Source organism: Amphritea sp. HPY, from assembly GCF_050870985.1.
Lineage (GTDB): Bacteria > Pseudomonadota > Gammaproteobacteria > Pseudomonadales > Balneatricaceae > Amphritea.
Map to the genome: position 1 here is coordinate 1,359,535 of NZ_CP194015.1, position 19,142 is coordinate 1,378,676.

A 19,142-nucleotide genomic window follows, 5' to 3' on the forward strand; every position below is an offset into this window, starting at 1 on the left:
CGGAATATCATCAATGAATAAATTATCGACCCTGACGCAACTGCTGCGGTTCATGCTGCCATACCGCAGATACTGGATCGGGGCGATGATTGCGCTGTTGTTTACCGCGGGCATTACGCTGGCAATAGGTCAGGGTGTTCGTCTGGTGATTGATAACGGTTTTGTCGCAGGGTCTGTTTCGCAGCTGAATCAGGCAATTGTGATGCTTGTGGCGATGGCGATTTTAATGGCCTGTGGTACGTTTATCCGTTTTTACCTGGTGTCCTGGCTCGGGGAACGGGTCACAGCCGATATCCGTCAGGCTGTGTTTGATAATGTGATCGGTCTGCATCCAAGTTACTTTGAAACTAATCGTAGCGGCGAGATAATGTCGCGCCTGACCACCGATACCACGCTGTTACAGTCGATTATCGGCAGTTCATTCTCTATGGCGCTGCGTAGCATGGTTACCACTTCTGGTGCACTGATCATGTTGTTTGTCACGAACATCAAACTTTCACTGATCATTGTCGCCGGGGTGCCGCTGATTCTGTTGCCGATTCTTATTTTTGGTCGCAGGGTACGAGCGCTGGCCCGTAAGAGTCAGGATAGTATTGCTGATGTTGGTAGTTATGCCGGTGAGGTAATTCAGCAGATTAAAACGGTCCAAAGCTATACCCAGGAAGAGCATGAGAGTGGTGCCTTCGGGGTGGAAGTTGATCGGGCATTTAAGGTTGCGCAGCATCGTATTCGGCAGCGGGCTATGTTGATGGCCATGGTTATTTTACTGGTGTTCGGTGCGCTGTCCGGGATGCTCTGGATTGGTGGCTATGACGTTATTACCGGAGTGATGTCTGCGGGTGAGCTTGGTGCGTTCGTGTTTTATGCGCTGATCGTGGCAATGGGGGTTGGCACGATGTCCGAGGTGTATGGTGAGTTGCAGCGGGCGGTAGGTGCCACCGAGCGGTTGATGGAGTTGCTGCATGCCGGTAGCGAAATCAGAGCGCCAGATACTGAGCGTGTAAAACAAGTTGCAGAAGCTGCATCCCTGAAAGCTGAACTGTCTTTCGATAGGGTTACCTTTAATTACCCTTCGCGACCCGATCAGGCCGCAATTGAAGAGCTCTCTCTTACTCTTAATCAAGGGTCTATAACCGCGCTGGTCGGGCCGTCTGGAGCAGGTAAATCAACGGTGTTTGAGCTATTGCTGCGTTTTTATGATCCGGCAAAAGGGCGGGTTTGTTTTGATGCTGTAGATTTGCGTGATTTCGATCCGCGTGAGCTGCGACAGCAGATGGCGTTGGTGTCGCAACAGCCGGCGCTGTTTACCGCTAATGTGATCGACAATATCCGCTACGGCAGATCCGATGCTTCTGAAGAGCAGGTGATCGCGGCAGCGAAAGCCGCCTACGCCCATGAATTTATTGAACGCCTGCCCGATGGCTATGATAGCGATCTTGGCGAGCAGGGGGTTCGACTTTCCGGTGGTCAAAAACAGCGCATCGCTATTGCCCGGGCGATTTTGAATGATCCGCGAATATTACTGTTGGATGAGGCAACCAGCGCACTGGATACCGAGAGTGAGCACAAGGTGCAACTGGCACTGGATACGCTGATGAAAGGCCGTACTACCGTGATTATTGCGCACCGGCTTTCGACTATTCTGCATGCTGATCAGATCGTTGTGCTTGATCAGGGCAGGATGGTTGGAATGGGAAGTCATGATGAGTTACTGCAAAGTTCTGATCTGTACTCCCGGTTGGCCAGGCTGCAGTTCAAGAGTGACTCCAAAACTCTGGATTCTGCACCCTGATACCTTGCTATTAAGTCTGGTTCGTTTCAGGCGGAATTAAGAACAGCCGTTATACTGTACTCTGTTATTTTGTCGTAGAGGCTTATTATGCAGCAGATTACGGGAATCAATCATGTTGGCTTGCGAGTCAAAAGCCTGAGTGTCAGCCGGGCGTTTTATGAAAAACTGGGCTTTGTTTTTCTCGTCGGGCCGGTTGGTCCTGAGCCGGTTGCAGTGATGGAGCATCCTTCTGGCGTCAATATCAATTTCATTCTTAACGGTTCTGAGAGCTCAACACTGAACATGTTGATGGATATTCCTGAAAAGCATACCGGTTTTACCCACATAGCACTCGAAATAAATGACCTGGAGGCAGTGCAGCTCGAGCTGGAAAAGTTGAGTATGCCGATTACCGAAGGGCCGATCACTACACCGCAAGGCGCTTCATTTATATTTATCAGGGACCCGGATGCCAATGTAATTGAGTTTCATCTGCCAGCCCCCTGAATAAGCTATCTTTCAATTATAAAAAAACCGCCATAAGGCGGTTTTTTTATTGTGGTTCTTTGCTGGTGGCTATTCAGCCTCGCTTCCAGCTGTGGAAACGTTCAACCCACCGCAGAATCTTCTGCGGTGCATGGCGTTTTTTCCACTCGCCGGCGACAAAGCGATTGGCTTCGTTCAGGGTCGGATAGGCGTGTGTTGTGCCCAGAATCTTATTAAGGCCAAGCTTGTGTTTCATGGCCAGGGCAAATTCCGGCAGCATTTCAGCCGCGTGTTCGCCAACCAGGGTAACTCCGATAATCTTATCGCTGCCAGGCTTGAGTAGTACTTTGACAAAGCCGTAGGCGGCTTCGTCAGTAATAGCGCGGTCGAGTTCAGCAAGATCGTAACGTACCGCTTCGTACTTAATACCTTTATCGATTGCCTGTTTCTCATTCAGGCCGATACGGGCTACTTCCGGGCTGGTATAGGTAGTGAATGGGATTAGCGAGTAATCCACCTTAAACTTTTTAAATTGACCAAACAGGGCGTTGACCGATGCAAACCAGGCCTGATGCGCGGCAGCGTGGGTGAATAGGTAAGGGCCGATAACATCGCCGCAGGCCAGGATATTAGGTATTGAGGTGCGCAGGTACTCGTCGACATCGATGGTGCCTTTATCGTTGCGGGTGATACCCAGTTGTTCCAGGCCAAAGCCGGTAATATTAGCTGTGCGGCCAGTCGCCATCAGTACCTTATCAAACGGAATGCGTTTTTCCTGGTCGTTATGGCGGCAAATCAACGCGTAACCGTCTTCTGTGGTCTCAAAGCGAACAGGGGTGTGGCCGGAGCAGATGTTAACGCCATCCTGGCGCAGTCGCTCTTCAACCACTACAGCGGCTTCCTGGTCTTCCCGGGTCAGCACATGATTGCCGCGGAATACCATGCTGACCTCGCAACCGAGGCGGGCAAAACATTGGCCAAGTTCGCAGCCAATGGCGCCGGAACCAACGACCAGCAAACGGTCAGGGCGTTGACGCAGATCCCATATGGTGTCTGAGGTTAGTGGTTGAACGTCATTTATGCCGGGAATATCCAGCAGGGTTGGCCGGGCACCTGTGGCGATAACGATATTGCGGGTGGTGATGATTTTGCCGTTTACTTCAACTTCCCATGGTGAGCGTATATAGGCATCGCCGGTGACGCAGTCAACCCCCAGAGATTCATAGCGCTCAATGGAATCGTGGGGCTCGATAGTTTTGATGACCCGCTGGATGCGCTCCATAACCTCGGCAAATTCAAATTCAACTTCGGCCTTGCGTACCCCCAGGTCCTGGGCATCCCGTACGTCTGCAAGGAAATGAGTAGTTCGAATCAGTGCCTTTGACGGTACGCAGCCGGTGTTCAGGCAATCACCGCCCATACGGTGGCGCTCAATGAGGGTTACTTTGGCTTTGGTGGCAGCGGCGATATATGAAGTGACCAGACCTCCGGCACCAGCGCCTATAACCACCATGTTGGTGTCAAACTTTGCAGGCTTAGTATAAGCCTTATATTTCTTGCGGTTCTGTACAGTAGAGACGATGAGTTTTGCGATCCAGGGGAATATACCGAGCAGGCAGAATGAAAAAATCAGTGCGGGGGACAGAATGTCACCGGGTTTGTCTATGGCTGCCAGTTGAGTGCCGGCGTTAACAAATACTGCTGTGCCGGGTAACATTCCCAGTTGACTGACCCAATAGAAAGTTTTGCCTTTCATTCGGGTCAGGCCCATCACCGCATTGATTACAAAGAAAGGGAATAGTGGGACCAGGCGCAGGGTGAACAGATAGGAGATACCATCTTTTTCGATGCCCCGGTTCATAGGCTCGATATAGCTGGAAAATTTGTTGGTCAGTGGCTCGCGTAACAGATAACGGGCGATAAGAAACGCCAATGTTGCACCGATGGTGCTGGCAAAAGAGACCAGTATCAGGCCGGTAAGCAGGCCAAATATAGCGCCGGCGACCAAAGTCATAACTGCGGCGCCGGGCAGGGAAAGGGCTGTTACAGCGATATATATCGCCATAAATGCGGCTATTGATAGTAACGCGTTGTTATCGACCCAGTTCTGTAATGATTCTTGCTGGGTCTTTATATACTCAAGGTTCAGGTAGTTGCCCAGATCGAAAGCAAAGAATGCTGTGACGATGAGTGCTATTACCAGGACTAAAATCCCTTTTTTCCAGTTCATATCGAATAGTCCTTATGCGGGCTTGTTTTGAATTGGTGCTATTGTGCCGGGCCAAAATGAAAACATCCTGAAAACAGGAAAATTAGTTTCAATTAAAGGTCTTAGGGTATCTTGTGTGGGGTGATGGTTGGAAGCAGATGTTACAAATGACAATAAAAAAAGGCCTTTTGATCCTCTTGTGTGTAGAGGGCAAAAGGCCTTTTAGAGAAGCGGTACGATCTTAGTCGTGGTTGTTAGCCGCTTCCAGGGTGTTTTCCATCAGGGTGGCTACGGTCATGGGGCCTACGCCGCCAGGTACCGGAGTGATCCAGCCGGCACGCTGCGAGGCAATATCGTAATCAACGTCACCGACCAGGCGGCCATCGTCAAGACGGTTGATGCCTACATCGATAACCATTGCGCCGGGTTTGATCCATTCGCCTTTAACTAATCCAGGTTTACCAACACCAACGACGACGATATCGGCACGTTGTACGTGTCCGGCAAGGTCTTTAGTGAAGCGGTGAGTGGTCGTAGTGGTGCAGCCGGCAAGAAGAAGTTCCAGTGTCATCGGGCGGCCGACGATGTTGGATGCGCCAACGATGACTGCGTCTTTGCCGCGTATCTCTTCACCGGTGGATTCCAGTAAGGTCATGACGCCTTTAGGAGTGCAAGGGCGCAGAGCGGGAAGGCGCTGTGCCAGGCGGCCAAGATTGAAAGGGTGGAAGCCGTCGACATCTTTTCCCGGGCGGATTCGCTCGAGGATCTCATTAGCTTCGAGGTGCTCAGGGAGCGGTAGCTGAACCAGGATGCCATCAATCTTGCTGTCGGCGTTCAGTTCATCAACCAGATCAAGTAGCTGTAGCTGAGTTGTATCAGCCGGCAGGTCGTAGGATACCGACTCAATACCCACTTCTTTACAGGCATTTTTCTTGTTTCTTACATATACCTGGGAGGCGGCGTCAAAGCCAACCAGCACTACTGCCAGGCAGGGAGCTCGTTTACCGGCATCTAAGCGGTCCTGTACTCCAGCTGCTACCTGTTGGCGAACATTCCGGGCAATCTGTTTGCCGTCGATTATCTGAGCGGTCATCTTACGATTTTTATCCTCAGCGGGTAAATTTTGATGGCGCGAATTGTCTCATGGTTGCCGTTTTCGGCCAAGGGCAAATGCGGCGTTCGTGCTTAAACAGACGGAAATATATCCTGATCGGGGGAGGTTTTGTTGTCTATGTTGTCAATGACCGCTGTGTCGCTTTATGAGTTGCTTTCCCTTGATAGTCTTTCAGGCAGTAATTCAGATTGATAATGCGGGTTTTGTTATGCTGTTTCTATATAAGCTAGTTGTCTAAGTGGTTTATTTAATTAAAAATTTGAAAAAGGGTGTTGACGGGCTACCGAGCGATATATATCATGCGCCCCATCTTGAAACGGGGATGCAGAGCACTTCGGTGTGAAGCTAAACTGAATTGAGATCGGGCAGTTAGGCGCCCGTAGCTCAATGGATAGAGCACTCGCCTTCTAAGCGAGCGGTTGCAGGTTCGACCCCTGCCGGGCGCGCCAGTAACTGGTCCAACTGTTCGAAATTTACATTATGGTGGGCGTAGCTCAGTTGGTAGAGCTCCGGATTGTGATTCCGGCGGTCGTGGGTTCAAGCCCCATCGTCCACCCCAATGTAAAACGCGTTTTGCGGACGCGGAAAATTGTTAGAAATGCTGGATTTTGATTTGGCAATTCACTACAATCCCGCTCGGTTCATGACACCGTTAAGTCATTAGTATTATGCGAGTGTGGCGGAATTGGTAGACGCGCTGGTTTTAGGTACCAGTATCTTACGGTGTGGGAGTTCGAGTCTCCCCACTCGCACCATTAATACTTTCTTTTTTCCTCGGAAAAACGCTGTGGTGGGCGTAGCTCAGTTGGTAGAGCTCCGGATTGTGATTCCGGCGGTCGTGGGTTCAAGCCCCATCGTCCACCCCAAATCTCCTTTGCTTTAATCCCCTTGTATTGCTTTATTTCTGCTAATAATCCGTTTGTTTAATCTATTGTTACGTAAAGCGTTTAAATGCAATGCTTTTCACTTGACTAATCCCCTGCGTTCCCGGAAAATTCCCGCCTTTAGATACTCTGGAACTTGTTGTTACGTTGGGTTTTTTGTCAGCAAACAACAGGTCGTAATTGACTGATTTGTAACGATACAAATAATTTTGTGAGGAATTCCATGCAGGTATCCGTAGAAGCGACTACTGGTCTTGAGCGTCAAATGACAGTTGTTGTACCGGCTGAGCGTGTAGATAGTGATGTAGATAAGCGCGTACAGCAGACTGCTCGTACCGTTCGTATTGACGGTTTCCGTCCGGGTAAAGTCCCGACTAAGGTTGTTAAGAAGCGCTACGGCAAAGGCATCCGTCAGGAAGTTATCGGTGAAGTAATTCAGCAGAGCTTCTATGAAGCTGTGCAGCAGGAAAAACTGACGCCGGCTGGTGGCCCGAATGTTGAATTCAAGAACGACAAAGAAGGTGAGGATTTCTCCTACACTGCTACCTTTGAAGTTTATCCTGAGATCGCTCTGGCTGATTTCTCCAGCGTTGAGATCGAAAAGAACTCCGCTGAAGTAAAAGATACTGATCTGGATCAGATGATCGAAACTCTGCAGAAGCAGCAAGCGGCTTATGAAGAAGCGGCTCGTGCATCGGCTGAAGGCGATCAGCTGAACATCGATTTCGAAGGTTTCATCGACGGTGAGGCATTCGACGGTGGTACTGCTACCGGTATGGATCTGGTACTGGGTTCAGGTACTATGATTCCTGGCTTCGAAACAGCTCTGGAAGGCGCGAAAGCGGGTGATGAGAAAGAAGTAAACGTTACTTTCCCTGCTGAGTACCACGCAGAAAACCTGAAAGGTAAAGATGCTAAGTTCAACGTTAAGGTGAACACAGTATCTGCACAGGTTCTGCCAGAACTGAATGAAGAGTTCTTCTCTAAGTTCGGTATCGAAGAAGATAACGTAGACAGCTTCAAGGCTGAAGTTCGCAAGAATATGGAACGTGAACTGACTCAGGCCCTGAAAGCTAAACTGAAAGAGTCTGTTTTCGGTGAGCTGGTTGGTGTAAACGCAATTGACGTACCTGCAGCGCTGATCGATGGCGAAATTGATCAGCTGCGCAAGCAGGCGATTCAGCAGTTCGGTGGTCCGGATGCGCAGATCGATCCTAACATGCTGCCTAAAGAGATGTTCGAAGCTCAGGCTGAGAAGCGTGTTAAAGTAGGTCTGCTGGTTGCTGAAGTTGTTAAGGCTAACGAGCTGAAGGTTGATGACGACCGTGTTCGCACGACTGTTGAAGATCTGGCTTCTACATACCAGGAGCCTCAGCAGGTAATCGACTGGTACTACAGCAATCAGGAGATGCTGGGTCAGATTCAGAACATGGTTCTGGAAGATCAGGTACTTGACCTGCTGCTGGATGCCGCTAAGGTAACTGAAGTAGAAGTAAGCTACGAAGACGCAATTAAGCCGGCTGCTCCAGAAGCACCAGCAGAAGAAAGCGAAGAGGCATAATTGCCAACCGCTTGATTTGCGTTTATAAAAGAACGGCTGTCGACCTGGGTCGGCCGCCGTTTTTGTTTTTCAGGACTTGTAGCAAAGACTTGTTTCAAGCAGTTGCTCCAAGGATTGATTAAAGGATTTAGGAGAAAGCCTTAATGTCGGATTTTTATAACGGCCCAACAGTGATTACCAGCAACGGCCTGGTTCCTATGGTTGTGGAACAGACTGCTCGTGGCGAGCGTTCTTACGACATATATTCCCGTCTGTTGAAAGAGCGGGTGATTTTTATGGTTGGCCAGGTTGAAGATCATATGGCTAATCTGGTGGTCGCCCAGTTGCTGTTTCTTGAGTCGGAAAACCCGGATAAGGATATTCACCTGTATATCAATTCCCCAGGTGGTTCTGTAACGGCGGGTCTGTCCATTTACGACACCATGCAGTTCATTAAGCCGGATGTCAGTACTATGTGTATTGGTCAGGCTGCAAGCATGGGTGCTCTGTTACTGGCTGGTGGCGCTGCAGGTAAGCGTTATTGTTTGCCTAACTCCCGGATGATGATTCACCAGCCATTAGGTGGCTATCAGGGGCAGGCGACCGATATCGAGATTCATACTCAGGAAATTCTGACTATCCGTGAGAAACTGAATCGTATTCTGGCGGACCACACCGGTCAGGATATGGAGACTATTTCACGGGATACTGATCGTGATAACTTTATGTCTCCAGAGCAGGCGGTTGAATACAGCCTTATCGATGCGGTAATGGCGAGTCGCTGATCTGTTGTCAGGAGCAGATATATTGCTCTTGAAATTTTAAGTATTGCACGGCACATTATTAGCTGTGATTAATCCGCTATAATTTATGGTTAGCGGTGGAAAAGTAAGTTGCTACCGGCGCTACGGCGCAGGAATAGCGAGAAACAGAGGTAGTTGAATGTCCGACGATATCAACGGTAAAGAAGGCGGCGAAGACAGCAAGCTGTTGTATTGCTCTTTCTGTGGTAAAAGCCAGGACGAAGTTAAGAAGCTGATCGCTGGTCCTTCTGTATTTATTTGCGATGAGTGTGTTGATCTTTGCAACGACATTATCAAAGAAGAGATTCAGGAAGCCGAGGAAACACAGGAAGATGGTGATCATCTGCCGACGCCTGCGGAAATTAAAGTAAACCTGGATGAGTACGTTATAGGTCAGGAAAGAGCCAAAAAGGTGCTTTCTGTTGCGGTTTATAACCACTACAAGCGTCTGCGTTTTCAACAGAACGCGGGTGATACCGGTGTTGAACTGGGTAAAAGTAACATTCTGCTGATCGGTCCAACCGGTAGTGGTAAAACTCTGTTGGCCCAGACTCTGGCGCGTATGCTTAATGTGCCTTTCACTATTGCCGATGCGACTACGCTGACTGAAGCGGGTTACGTCGGTGAAGATGTTGAGAATATCATTCAGAAGTTGCTGCAGAAATGTGACTACGATGTTGAGAAAGCTCAGCTGGGTATCGTGTATATCGATGAGATCGACAAGATCTCCCGTAAGTCTGATAACCCATCTATCACCCGTGATGTTTCCGGTGAAGGTGTGCAGCAGGCGCTGCTGAAGCTGATCGAAGGCACTGTGGCATCCGTGCCGCCGCAGGGTGGCCGTAAGCATCCTCAGCAGGAATTCCTGCAGGTTGATACTTCAAATATCCTGTTTATCTGTGGTGGTGCTTTTGCTGGTCTTGATCAGGTGATTAAGAACCGCAGTGAGAAGTCCTCTATTGGTTTCAGTGCTGCGGTGAGCAGTAAAGAAGATGCCAAGACGGTGACTGATGTTTTGCAGGAACTGGAATCGGAAGATCTGGTTAAATACGGTCTGATTCCTGAGTTTGTTGGTCGTCTGCCGATGATTGCAACACTGGGCGAGCTGGATGAAGATGCATTGATTCAGATTCTGACTGAGCCTAAGAACTCCCTGACCAAACAGTATACTGCTTTGTTTGGTATGGAAGGTGCTGAGCTGGATTTCCGTGAGGAAGCGCTGCATGCCGTAGCTAAGAAAGCGTTGAAACGTAAAACCGGAGCCCGGGGTCTGCGTTCAATTCTGGAAGAGAACCTGCTGGATATTATGTACAGCCTGCCGTCTCAGGAAGGTGTCAGCAAGGTGGTGATTGATGAGGGTGTTATTACAGGGGAATCTGAACCGATTCTGATGTATGAGAACCTCGACGCGCCTAAAGCAGCTGCCGAAGACTAAGAAATGACCGGGTCAGGCAATGACCTGTTTTTAAAAACGCGCCCTGGGCGCGTTTTTTTGTGATTTTTTGTTGGGTCAGGTCAGATAGTCGCAGTATTTGTTAATAAAAAGCCCTGCACCACTAGTGCTATGGCCGCCCAGCTATTAAAATTATTGTCTGCCTTTATCTGATAAAGAGATGTTCCAATGGGAAGAAGTTTTGAAAACCGCAAGCATTCTATGGCCAAGACGCAGGGAGCTAAATCCAAGCTATATGCCAAATATGGTAAAGAGATCTATGTAGTTGCTAAAAATGGTAGCCCGGATCCTGATGCTAACCTGTCGCTGCGTCGTTTGATCGATAAAGCAAAGAAAGATCAGGTTCCTGCTCATGTTATCGAAAAAGCAATCGATAAGGCTGCTGGCGGCGGTGGTGAAGACTTCGTTCCTGTTCGCTACGAAGGTTTTGGTCCCGGCGGCTGTATGGTTATCGTTGACTGTCTGACCGACAACAACAATCGTACCTTTGGTGATGTGCGGGTAGCCTTCAACAAGGGTAAGGCCAAGCTGGGCGGTCAGGGTGCTGTTGCGCACATGTTTGATCATCGTGCAGTGTTTGTCTTTGCATATGATGATGAGGATGAAGTCCTCGAAACCCTGATGGAAGCAGACGTTGATGTTGCCGATATCGAGAATGAGGATGGCAAGATTACTGTTTATGCCCCTCATACCGAGTTCTTCAAGGCAAAGACCGCGCTGCATGAAGCCTATCCTGACATGGCAATTGAAGTCGAAGAGATTGCGTTTGTACCGCAGACGATTGCCGAGTTAAGCGGCGAAGATGTCGAGCAGTTCGAGAAGTTTATGGATCTGATGAACGATGTTGAAGATGTACAGGAGATCTATCACAACGCAGAGATTGCTGAGTGATTGTTTAACTGTGTTAAAAAAGCCCGGCTAATCAGCCGGGCTTTTTTTGTGGTTTACATATTAAAAAGTGATTACAGATCACCTAAAGCGTTACAACTCTTGCTGCAAGGGCGATCAGGATGCCGCCGGTAAGGCGGTTAACCAGTGTGCTTTTGTTTTGCAGAGTCTTAAGTACGGGTCCGTGGGATAGTATCAGGGCGACGATACTGTACCAGATGCCATCTATCAGGGCGGCGGTGGCGGTCATAATCATTTGATCAGTGAAGGTGGCGTCTGGTGTAACGAACTGTGAGAACAGAGCGATAAAGAATACCGCGAGTTTAGGGTTGAGCAGGGAGATCATGGCGCCTTCTGTGCCGGCCTTCCATATCGACACTTTTTTTCCCTGTTCGGCCGTTAAGGCGTTGCTTTGACCTGCCCGGATCGCTTTAACGCCGATCCATGCCAGATAGGCTGCGCCTAACCAGGTGATAAGTCGGAATGCCAGCTGGGATTCGGCGACCAGAATTGCCAGACCGGAGATAGTGGCAAATGCCCACAGGCCGACACCCGCAGCGTGGAACCAACTGGCAGCAAGTCCGTGACTACGACTATTGCTTACCGTTTGTTTGAGAACGACGGCAAGGCTGGGGCCGGGTGACATTGCTCCGAGGCAGCAGATAGCCAGAAGTGAAAGCCATGCGGTCAGTGTCATATCGAATCCTTTGAGGAGGCATTTCTATTAAAGCTTAATATAATAATTAATTGTGATGCTCTGGTACACCAAAACCGATCTCTCAAAGCTTACGTTCATCAAGGCTTATGTATTAAAGCGTCAGGGCAGCCGATGGTTGTAGCGAATCAAAGGTAGCACTTGATGGTCATCAAGCAGTTGTTGGTTACGATCCTCTAGTCTGGTTTTATCATTTTTTGGGCGGCTTGCGGGTCGCACTTTTCATAACAGGTGACCGGCAATGGCCAACCGCTTTCAAATAATCGCACTGACAACTTTGTTACTACAGTCTTCTTTTTCTGACGCTGCTTCGCTGCAGTTGAGGATTGATGCCGCAGAAGGTGGCAGGCAGAGCCAGACCAATATTACTGCGCTTGAGCAGTACCTTGGTGGGCTCGGTTGTGATGTTGGGGTCATGGGCGAAGATAGCACTGATAAGGCTGACCTGTTCTTCAATACCCGCCCTGTCACGCAAGCGCTTGAAAATGGTTATCGGCGACTGGTGGCGCCTGCTACCTGGCAGGACTATCCGCTGACCACAACTTTGCTGATCAAATCCAGTACCGGTATCTCTGAAGCTCAGAGCATAGCGGGAGAGCGTATCGCATTTGTCTCAGAGCATGCCTATATTGGCCGAACGCTGTCATTACAATGGTTGAGTGAACATAAAGTTGAGGTTTCGCCTGAAAGCGAATATCTCACCGGTGATTATCAAGGCTCTATGACCATGCTGCTGCACGGTGATGTTTTCAGTGCTGCTATTGCAGGCCCTCTGGCCCATCGTTGGGCGGAGGCAAACGATCTTACACTGTTGTACGAGAGTGAGCCTCAGGATATTGGTTATATCTGGATCAGCAAGGCCGTTTCTTCAGCCAGGCAGCATCGTTGTCAGCTTGCATTTCAGGGGTTGCAGCGGGAGTCTCGCAGGGATAAGCGCATGCGGTTGTTTCCACTTTGGCTGGAAGGCTTTCGCTGAAGATCTGTGCACCGTATAAAAGTTCCCATTGTGCCTGATAATCATTGTTTTGCAGCGTTAAGCTGGCGGCGTCTGATTCATAAGTAGTGAGGGTCGCATGGTTGGTTTAATGATCTCTTCAGCGGGAATGCTGCGGGAATATCCACCCCGGCAGGGGCGAATTCCTGGAAACGGAGCCGTCTGGGTCGGAATCTTCTCTGAAATGAGCGAGTTTGCCCTGATGTTTATCGTCTACTTCATTGCCAGAGTGCACTATCAGGAGATTTTTGCCGAGGGTCCGTTACGCCTGAATACGATGGCGGGGATGCTGAATACTCTGGCGATGCTAACCAGTAGTTATTTTGTGGCTCGGGCGATGAATGCCATTCGGGGTAATCAGTTGCAACAGTGTTACCGTTTCTTGTGGGGTGCTGTCGGCTGTGGCGTAGTCTATCTGGTCATAAAATACTGGGAGTACTGCTGGAATATAGAGCAGGGCATCGAAGTCGAGACGAATCTGTTCTTTGGTGTTTACTACTATATGACCTTTAATCATTTTCTTCATGTGGGCTGGGGCAGCGGTGCAATTCTGTGGGGGATCTGGCGGTTGAAAAAGGGTGCCTATACCGCCGAGAATCATGAAGGGCTGGAAGCGATCGCGAGCTACTGGCATATGATAGATCTTACCTGGATCGTAATGTTTCCCTTGTTGTACGTGTTTCGCTAGGAGGGGCTGAGATGTTGGCTAATCGTTCAATACATGTTGTCTGGCTGTTGTTGATGCTGATCACACTTGGCAGTGCCTTGCTGGCGGAAAGTGGTGAAACAAACCTGTTTATCACTCTACTGATAGCCCTGAGTGTTTTACTTAAGGGGCGGCTGGTTGTTGAGCGGCTGATGGAGCTGCGCAGTGCTAACCGTTATATCAGGTTTGCTATGAACTTCTACTTTTACGTCGTGCCGGCCCTGATTGTATTGGTTTATCTGGTTCCAGATCAGCTGGCGAGTATGACGACGTTATCGTAACTGTCTTTGGAGGCAGTCTTCGGAAGCTGTGCTGTCGTATCTTGCAGTGTAATAGCGCCTCAAAACTGAATGGCTGTTATGCCCAAACTAATGATTGCAGCTATCCTCAATAATGAAGTGCTTATTGAGGTATCAGTTGAGGTATCAGTTATGGCGGAGATTAATCATCGGATCGGTGTTGCTTCCAGCGCGGAGCAGGTATACCAGGCACTAACGACTAATGAAGAGCTGGCAAAGTGGTGGACCTGGGATGTCTCAGGAGCCGGGCCTGTAGGCTCGGTTATCCAGTTCAGGTTCCATGGTAAGGGGCCTGACTTCAGCGTGGTTGAATTGCAGCCGGACAGGCTTGTAAGGTGGCGGCACAGCGGCGAAATGCCTGGAGAATGGAAAGGCACGGAGATCAGTTTTAGTATTGAGCCCGAAAATGACCAGACCTTTATCCGGTTCAGGCATTCGGGCTGGGCTGGTGCGTCAGATTTTCTTGCTCACTGCAGTACCAAATGGGCGGTATTTCTGTTGAGCCTGAAGAGTGTGCTGGAGACCGGTAAAGGCCACCCTTTCCCGGATGATGTGCATATCGATCTGAGCTGAATAGAAGGAGGCTGATTTGCAAAGCCTGGAGCAAATGCCTTATACACTGTCCCTTTTGAGGGGTGAAGCTGTACTAATTAATCGCAGTAGGAGGAGGTTGTGCAAAGCCTGGAGCAAATGCCTTATACGCTGTCCCTTTTGAGGGGTGAAGCTGTACTAATTAATCGCAGTAGGAGGAGGTTGTGCAAAGCCTGGAGCAAATGCCAATACACTGTCCTTATTGTGGTGAAGCGATAGAGATCGAGGTGGACTGTAGCGCCGGCGATCAGGAGTATATCGAAGATTGTCAGGTTTGCTGCTGCCCGATTCAGCTGTCCGTTATCCTGGGTGGTGAACTACCACAGATAATTGTGCGCCACGAAAATGAGGCCTGATAAGGTTGTTATTGTTGAGATAAAAAAACGCCGCAGATGCGGCGTTTTTTTATGCTGCTGATCGCTTTAGTCGATCAGGCTATATTGCTCGCGCAGTATCTCGATGATCTCGGCTTTAGGGTTCTCTGACAGAGTCAGTTTTTCGCCGGTGATCTTCTCAGCTATGCCTACGTAAGTATCGGATACTTTCATCAGCAGAGCTTCCGGCAGGACGTTGTCGCGTGCCAGTGCATAACGTTCTTCCATACGCTCTTTATTGAGCAGGATATCCGGATCAGGGAAGTGGTTAAGAAGCTCCTGACGGAACACCTCTTTAGAGTTTTCAACGACCTTGCCGTCACGGTAAGACGGGCCATCCCAGATGCGGGATGAGTCAGGGGTGCCTACTTCATCCATGTAGATCAGTTTTTCAGTACCGGATGCATCGGTTACATAGCCAAACTCAAACTTGGTATCAACGAATACCTGATCCAGTTTTTCCAGCTCTGTACTGATTACATCAAAGCCTTCCTGCAGCAGTTTTTCATACTGCTGAATATCTTCCTTGCTGCGGAAATGGAACGCTTCATAGTTGTTAACGATATCGTCGCGGGTGATGTTTACATCATCCACTTCAGGCACGCCTGGAATACCGCTCAGGATACCCTTGGTCGAAGGCGTGATCAGCAGTTCAGGCAGCTTCTGATCTTTTTTCAGATCATCAGCAATTTGAATACCACAGAACTCGCGTTCGCCTTTAGCGTAAGAGCGCCACATAGATCCTGTGATGTACTGACGGCAGATCGCTTCGATCATAACCGGCTTGGCTTTCTGAACGATCCAGACAAACGGATGTGGAATATCCAGGATGTGGCTGTCAGCAAGGCCCTGTTCGCGGAACAGTTTGAACCAATGGTTAGATATGGCGTTTAGTGCAGCACCTTTGCCCGGTACGCCCTTCACGCCGCCTTCACCGTGCCAGATGCACTCGAACGCAGAGATGCGATCACTGATAACCATAATTGCCAGAGGAGCGTCGGCGGCGACATCGTAGCCTTTTTCTTCGATCAGGCGACGGCTATCGGCTTCGGTCAGCCAGTATACGGAACGTACTTTACCACTGTGTACCGGGCTATCGGTACGGATCGGCAGATCGTTGTTTACTACCAATACCTTATCAGCAAGACTCATTGCAAACTGTCCTGTTATTAATTCGGGAGTTGAGAATATCGCACCAGAAGTTTGTCCGATTGCCTGCCAGCGGCAAGTGTCGAAGCAGGGGCAAATTTGCACCAATTTCTGGAAACGGGATATTACCAGATCTGCCAGCTACTGCCAGTTTTTTGCTTCTATGAAATGTGAATGATATTAGGAGTAAAAATTATAATTCTTTATAAACAACGCGTTGTGCCTTATATACTATGTATCACTTAATATGTAATTGTCTGGTTCAGGCGTCGTGTTGAGGGCTTGTCTATTATTCAGGTAGTCGCTAGAAAGTGACTGTCGGGTTATTGTGGTATTGGCATGTGATTAAGAATTACGTAAATGGGGTGTCACTTGGAAAGAGAAAAAGTTGCCATCATTACAGGATCCGGACGGGGGATTGGTGCTGCCACTGCCCGATTGCTGGCGGCACAAGGGTATGCGGTCTGTATCAATTACCGGAATAACCAGAGTGCCGCCCTGGAACTGCTGGAGCAGATTCAGGATACAGGAGCCAGGGCTATAGCAATACAGGCGGATATCTCGGTCGAGGCGCAAGTGATGGAGCTGTTTCATAAAGTTGACCATGATTTGGGCCGGGTCTCAGCATTAGTTAACAATGCCGGCATACTGGCACCGCAAATGCGTCTGGATCGGATGGATGCGACACGGATTAATCGTATGCTGAGCAGTAATGTCACCGGTTATTTCCTGTGCTGCAGAGAAGCGGTTAAGCGAATGTCCTCGCAGCATGGCGGGGCCGGTGGTGCTATCGTTAACGTATCTTCGGTTGCCGCACGGACCGGGTCACCGGGAGAGTATATTGATTATGCGGCATCAAAGGGGGCGATAGATTCCCTGACCATTGGGTTGGCAGCTGAGGTAGCCAGTGAGGGGGTAAGAGTGAATGCGGTTCGCCCCGGCTTTATCCATACCCAGATGCATGCTGATGGAGGTGAGCCCCGCAGAATTGAGCGGCTAAGAGAAGCCATTCCAATGAAGCGTGGCGGCAAAGCAGAGGAGGTTGCCGAAGCTATTATCTGGTTATTATCGGATAAAGCCAGCTATACCACAGGAAGCTTTATCGATCTTGCCGGCGGTCGTTAAGATTTTTTCACTGGAATAAAGGCACTAAATTGCCGATCCTGTTATGGTAACCAATCGCCAATTGATTTGATCAATGTGTATACCTGTTTGCACTTGTAAGTTCTTTTTCCAGCCGGACCTCCTGTTATGACGACACCAGAAAATTATTACGCCAGCCGTCCGGGTTCCAGATGGCTGGCGCTGGCCAGTATCTGTATCGCCGTCTTCCTGATTCCTCAGTCGATGTCATCGGTAAATATTGCGCTGCCGGCAATTGCTGATGCACTCAGTGCTGACGCCGTGCTGGTTAGCTGGATTCCGGCGGCGAACCTCTGGGGCAGCATTATCCTGATGCTGCCTGCTGGCCGGCTGGCGGATATGATCGGCAGGAAGAAGATCTATCTGGTTGGTGTAGGTGGCTATGTGCTGTCATCATTGCTGGTTTTGCTGGTAAACAGTATTGAAATGCTGCTGCTTGTCAGAGTTATGCAGGGACTGGCCAGTGGTCTTGTGTTCGGTACTGCTATGGCGATTGTAGCGACGGTGTTTGCCGATAATAATCGGGGGACAGCGTTAGGGCTGACGGCGACCTCGGTGTATCTGGGTCTTACTTGCGGGCCACTGATCGGTGGCTGGCTCACCGAGCATATCGGTTGGCGCAGCGTTTTCTGGGGGCCGGTACCTTTTGCGTTCATCGCTATCGGACTGGTCATGCTCTATGTCCGTAATGATGCCCGGTCGGGATCCGAAAGCAGAGATAAGCTGGATTGGATCGGATCCATTCTATTCATGCTAATGGTTACTGCGTTGTTATATGGACTGTCCGGCCTGACAGAACTGCACAATGCCATAGTATTTGTGGTGGGTCTTCTGTTGCTGGTGGCGTTTGTGAAGCAACAAAACAGGGCTGAATTCCCGCTAGTGCGGTTTAAGGTGCTGGCACAAAACCGGGTATTCAGTCGTTCGCTTGCAGCCAGTTTCTTTATGTATTCCGGGAACTATCCAATTCTGTTTCTGTTGAGTCTCTATATGCAGTATCTGCAGGGCCTGTCGCCGAGTGAGGCGGGTCAGTTGATCCTGATTCAGGCGCTTTTAATGGCGATTCTGGCTCCTTTAGCCGGACGCATGTCTGATCGTTATGAGCCTCGATTGATTGCTACTACCGGTTGCCTGCTGTTTTCTGCCGGGTTTGCCGTATTGGCTTTTATCGGCGAAGATTCTCCACTAAGTCTGGTGATTACCGGTCTGGTGCTGTTGGGGGTTGGTTTTGGGCTGTTTTCTTCACCGAATAACAATGCCGCGATGGGTTCGGTGGCCAAAGACCGGCTAAGTATAGCTTCCGCGCTGCTTAACCTGGCGCGAACCGCAGGTAATATGTTCAGTATGGCGGTGGTCATGCTGCTGGTGCATGTCAGCCTGGGGCCGAATCAGATCGAACCGGAGCAGTATCCGCAACTGTTACAGGTTATCCGAATCGGCCTGATAATCGGTTGTGGTTATACCTTGCTGGCGGCTTGGTTTTCCTATTCACGGGGTAACGTCCGCAATACCTGATCTGCCTAGCCAGTATTATCTGGCTGATCAGGTTGCTTTGTTTGCCTTATCTAAAACAATGCCTTCACTAGTGGGGCATATAGATTTCAAAGTGAGGCAGCTTGCTTAGTTCCTGATCACCCTTATCTCCGGCCCAATGCAAGCGATGGCTGACAACACCCTCGGCGTACAGGCGATCGGCGACACCTTTCACATATCCGCCAAACCAGTGCCAGCGATCTACATCTTTCGGATCCATATCAGCAGGTATAACATCCACCGCCATGCTGGGTTTTTCATTATGCAGGCTTTCTGGCCAGTGAAAGCCAGACTCACCTTTTGCAAAGCGCCTCTCCTGTTCGGTTCGCGTTCTGTGGCCACAACGAACTTCGCAGTCAATTTCATGCTCTACCGCTTTAAAAATCGCCTGCATATCATGATGGCAGGTATTTATCTGCTGCTGACTTTCTTTACTGAAGTGGGGCATAACAAAGCTCCTCATCGCTAAAAAAATTACCTGTGCACTGAA

18 protein-coding genes and 4 tRNA genes are annotated in these 19,142 nt (G+C 49.5%); 17 read left to right on the plus strand and 5 right to left on the minus strand.

Annotated elements, in window-relative coordinates; all coding sequences use genetic code 11:
* The first annotated feature begins 13 nt into the window (after window positions 1–13).
* Both ACQUQM_RS05970 and ACQUQM_RS05975 read left to right on the plus strand, forming a co-directional pair.
* Window positions 14–1,792, plus strand: coding sequence for an ABC transporter transmembrane domain-containing protein (locus tag ACQUQM_RS05970; RefSeq protein ID WP_432473574.1), 1,779 nt, complete (start codon window positions 14–16; stop codon window positions 1,790–1,792).
* A gap of 87 nt (window positions 1,793–1,879) precedes the next feature.
* Window positions 1,880–2,278 carry a VOC family protein gene (locus ACQUQM_RS05975; protein ID WP_432473575.1) on the plus strand — a complete coding sequence of 133 codons (399 nt, stop codon included), beginning with the start codon at window positions 1,880–1,882 and terminating at the stop codon, window positions 2,276–2,278.
* A 73-nt stretch (window positions 2,279–2,351) separates the two neighbouring features.
* On the opposite strand, the gene ACQUQM_RS05980 is transcribed toward ACQUQM_RS05975, so the two are convergent.
* Both ACQUQM_RS05980 and folD read right to left on the minus strand, forming a co-directional pair.
* Window positions 2,352–4,487, minus strand: a complete 2,136-nt coding sequence (locus ACQUQM_RS05980) for an FAD-dependent oxidoreductase (protein ID WP_432473576.1) — start codon at window positions 4,485–4,487, stop codon at window positions 2,352–2,354.
* A 220-nt stretch (window positions 4,488–4,707) separates the two neighbouring features.
* Window positions 4,708–5,559: a bifunctional methylenetetrahydrofolate dehydrogenase/methenyltetrahydrofolate cyclohydrolase FolD gene (folD, locus tag ACQUQM_RS05985; RefSeq protein ID WP_432473577.1), complete on the minus strand. Its 852-nt coding sequence runs from the start codon at window positions 5,557–5,559 to the stop codon at window positions 4,708–4,710.
* A 394-nt stretch (window positions 5,560–5,953) separates the two neighbouring features.
* Between folD and ACQUQM_RS05990 the strand changes: the two genes are divergently transcribed.
* The 8 genes from ACQUQM_RS05990 (at window position 5,954) to ACQUQM_RS06025 (ending at window position 11,151) form a co-directional block, all read left to right on the plus strand.
* Window positions 5,954–6,029 (plus strand) — tRNA-Arg (locus tag ACQUQM_RS05990).
* A 34-nt stretch (window positions 6,030–6,063) separates the two neighbouring features.
* Window positions 6,064–6,139 (plus strand) — tRNA-His (locus tag ACQUQM_RS05995).
* Window positions 6,140–6,250: 111 nt separating this feature from the next.
* Window positions 6,251–6,335: transfer RNA gene (locus tag ACQUQM_RS06000), tRNA-Leu, on the plus strand.
* A gap of 35 nt (window positions 6,336–6,370) precedes the next feature.
* Window positions 6,371–6,446: transfer RNA gene (locus ACQUQM_RS06005), tRNA-His, on the plus strand.
* A 241-nt stretch (window positions 6,447–6,687) separates the two neighbouring features.
* The gene (gene tig, locus ACQUQM_RS06010) at window positions 6,688–8,025 is read left to right on the plus strand and encodes a trigger factor (RefSeq protein ID WP_432473578.1); all 1,338 of its coding nucleotides are present in this window, start codon (window positions 6,688–6,690) and stop codon (window positions 8,023–8,025) included.
* A 143-nt stretch (window positions 8,026–8,168) separates the two neighbouring features.
* Window positions 8,169–8,789, plus strand: a complete 621-nt coding sequence (clpP, locus tag ACQUQM_RS06015) for an ATP-dependent Clp endopeptidase proteolytic subunit ClpP (RefSeq protein ID WP_432473579.1) — start codon at window positions 8,169–8,171, stop codon at window positions 8,787–8,789.
* Between the two features lie 157 nt (window positions 8,790–8,946).
* A complete protein-coding gene (clpX, locus tag ACQUQM_RS06020) occupies window positions 8,947–10,242 on the plus strand; it encodes an ATP-dependent protease ATP-binding subunit ClpX (RefSeq protein ID WP_432473580.1) in 1,296 nt (431 codons plus the stop codon).
* Between the two features lie 186 nt (window positions 10,243–10,428).
* Window positions 10,429–11,151 (plus strand): YebC/PmpR family DNA-binding transcriptional regulator, encoded by a 723-nt coding sequence (locus tag ACQUQM_RS06025; protein ID WP_432473581.1) that lies wholly within the window; start codon window positions 10,429–10,431, stop codon window positions 11,149–11,151.
* Window positions 11,152–11,233: 82 nt separating this feature from the next.
* Here the strand turns inward: ACQUQM_RS06025 and ACQUQM_RS06030 are convergent, their stop codons facing one another.
* On the minus strand, window positions 11,234–11,845 hold the full coding sequence (locus ACQUQM_RS06030) for a LysE family translocator (RefSeq protein WP_432473582.1): 612 nt from the start codon (window positions 11,843–11,845) through the stop codon (window positions 11,234–11,236).
* Between the two features lie 259 nt (window positions 11,846–12,104).
* Here ACQUQM_RS06030 and ACQUQM_RS06035 point away from each other — a divergent pair, with 259 nt between their 5' ends.
* The 5 genes from ACQUQM_RS06035 (at window position 12,105) to ACQUQM_RS06055 (ending at window position 14,809) form a co-directional block, all read left to right on the plus strand.
* Window positions 12,105–12,839: a PhnD/SsuA/transferrin family substrate-binding protein gene (locus tag ACQUQM_RS06035; RefSeq protein WP_432473583.1), complete on the plus strand. Its 735-nt coding sequence runs from the start codon at window positions 12,105–12,107 to the stop codon at window positions 12,837–12,839.
* Window positions 12,840–12,948: 109 nt separating this feature from the next.
* Window positions 12,949–13,545, plus strand: a complete 597-nt coding sequence (locus ACQUQM_RS06040) for a cytochrome c oxidase subunit 3 family protein (RefSeq protein WP_432473584.1) — start codon at window positions 12,949–12,951, stop codon at window positions 13,543–13,545.
* Window positions 13,546–13,556: 11 nt separating this feature from the next.
* Window positions 13,557–13,844 (plus strand): cytochrome C oxidase subunit IV family protein, encoded by a 288-nt coding sequence (locus ACQUQM_RS06045; RefSeq protein WP_432473585.1) that lies wholly within the window; start codon window positions 13,557–13,559, stop codon window positions 13,842–13,844.
* Between the two features lie 78 nt (window positions 13,845–13,922).
* Entirely contained in the window at window positions 13,923–14,435 is a 513-nt protein-coding gene (locus tag ACQUQM_RS06050; protein ID WP_432473586.1) for an SRPBCC family protein, read from the plus strand.
* Between the two features lie 200 nt (window positions 14,436–14,635).
* A complete protein-coding gene (locus ACQUQM_RS06055; RefSeq protein WP_432473587.1) occupies window positions 14,636–14,809 on the plus strand; it encodes a CPXCG motif-containing cysteine-rich protein in 174 nt (57 codons plus the stop codon).
* A 66-nt stretch (window positions 14,810–14,875) separates the two neighbouring features.
* On the opposite strand, the gene ACQUQM_RS06060 is transcribed toward ACQUQM_RS06055, so the two are convergent.
* Window positions 14,876–15,979 carry a phosphoribosylaminoimidazolesuccinocarboxamide synthase gene (locus tag ACQUQM_RS06060; protein ID WP_432473588.1) on the minus strand — a complete coding sequence of 368 codons (1,104 nt, stop codon included), beginning with the start codon at window positions 15,977–15,979 and terminating at the stop codon, window positions 14,876–14,878.
* Window positions 15,980–16,348: 369 nt separating this feature from the next.
* Between ACQUQM_RS06060 and ACQUQM_RS06065 the strand changes: the two genes are divergently transcribed.
* Both ACQUQM_RS06065 and ACQUQM_RS06070 read left to right on the plus strand, forming a co-directional pair.
* Window positions 16,349–17,101: an SDR family oxidoreductase gene (locus ACQUQM_RS06065; protein ID WP_432473589.1), complete on the plus strand. Its 753-nt coding sequence runs from the start codon at window positions 16,349–16,351 to the stop codon at window positions 17,099–17,101.
* Window positions 17,102–17,227: 126 nt separating this feature from the next.
* Entirely contained in the window at window positions 17,228–18,634 is a 1,407-nt protein-coding gene (locus ACQUQM_RS06070; RefSeq protein ID WP_432473590.1) for an MFS transporter, read from the plus strand.
* 67 nt (window positions 18,635–18,701) lie between these two features.
* On the opposite strand, the gene ACQUQM_RS06075 is transcribed toward ACQUQM_RS06070, so the two are convergent.
* A complete protein-coding gene (locus ACQUQM_RS06075) occupies window positions 18,702–19,100 on the minus strand; it encodes a hypothetical protein (protein WP_432473591.1) in 399 nt (132 codons plus the stop codon).
* Window positions 19,101–19,142 lie beyond the last annotated feature (42 nt).

Coding starts and splice junctions, on each gene's coding strand:
- ACQUQM_RS06070 (WP_432473590.1), top strand. CDS start 17,228: ATGACGACACCAGAAAATTATTACGCCAGCCGTCCGGGTTCCAGATGG.
- ACQUQM_RS06035 (WP_432473583.1), top strand. CDS start 12,105: ATGGCCAACCGCTTTCAAATAATCGCACTGACAACTTTGTTACTACAG.
- ACQUQM_RS06050 (WP_432473586.1), top strand. CDS start 13,923: ATGCCCAAACTAATGATTGCAGCTATCCTCAATAATGAAGTGCTTATT.
- folD (WP_432473577.1), bottom strand. CDS start 5,559: ATGACCGCTCAGATAATCGACGGCAAACAGATTGCCCGGAATGTTCGC.
- ACQUQM_RS05975 (WP_432473575.1), top strand. CDS start 1,880: ATGCAGCAGATTACGGGAATCAATCATGTTGGCTTGCGAGTCAAAAGC.
- ACQUQM_RS06025 (WP_432473581.1), top strand. CDS start 10,429: ATGGGAAGAAGTTTTGAAAACCGCAAGCATTCTATGGCCAAGACGCAG.
- ACQUQM_RS05980 (WP_432473576.1), bottom strand. CDS start 4,487: ATGAACTGGAAAAAAGGGATTTTAGTCCTGGTAATAGCACTCATCGTC.
- ACQUQM_RS06030 (WP_432473582.1), bottom strand. CDS start 11,845: ATGACACTGACCGCATGGCTTTCACTTCTGGCTATCTGCTGCCTCGGA.
- clpP (WP_432473579.1), top strand. CDS start 8,169: ATGTCGGATTTTTATAACGGCCCAACAGTGATTACCAGCAACGGCCTG.
- ACQUQM_RS06045 (WP_432473585.1), top strand. CDS start 13,557: ATGTTGGCTAATCGTTCAATACATGTTGTCTGGCTGTTGTTGATGCTG.
- ACQUQM_RS06055 (WP_432473587.1), top strand. CDS start 14,636: ATGCCAATACACTGTCCTTATTGTGGTGAAGCGATAGAGATCGAGGTG.
- ACQUQM_RS06075 (WP_432473591.1), bottom strand. CDS start 19,100: ATGCCCCACTTCAGTAAAGAAAGTCAGCAGCAGATAAATACCTGCCAT.
- ACQUQM_RS05970 (WP_432473574.1), top strand. CDS start 14: ATGAATAAATTATCGACCCTGACGCAACTGCTGCGGTTCATGCTGCCA.
- ACQUQM_RS06060 (WP_432473588.1), bottom strand. CDS start 15,979: ATGAGTCTTGCTGATAAGGTATTGGTAGTAAACAACGATCTGCCGATC.
- clpX (WP_432473580.1), top strand. CDS start 8,947: ATGTCCGACGATATCAACGGTAAAGAAGGCGGCGAAGACAGCAAGCTG.
- ACQUQM_RS06040 (WP_432473584.1), top strand. CDS start 12,949: ATGATCTCTTCAGCGGGAATGCTGCGGGAATATCCACCCCGGCAGGGG.
- tig (WP_432473578.1), top strand. CDS start 6,688: ATGCAGGTATCCGTAGAAGCGACTACTGGTCTTGAGCGTCAAATGACA.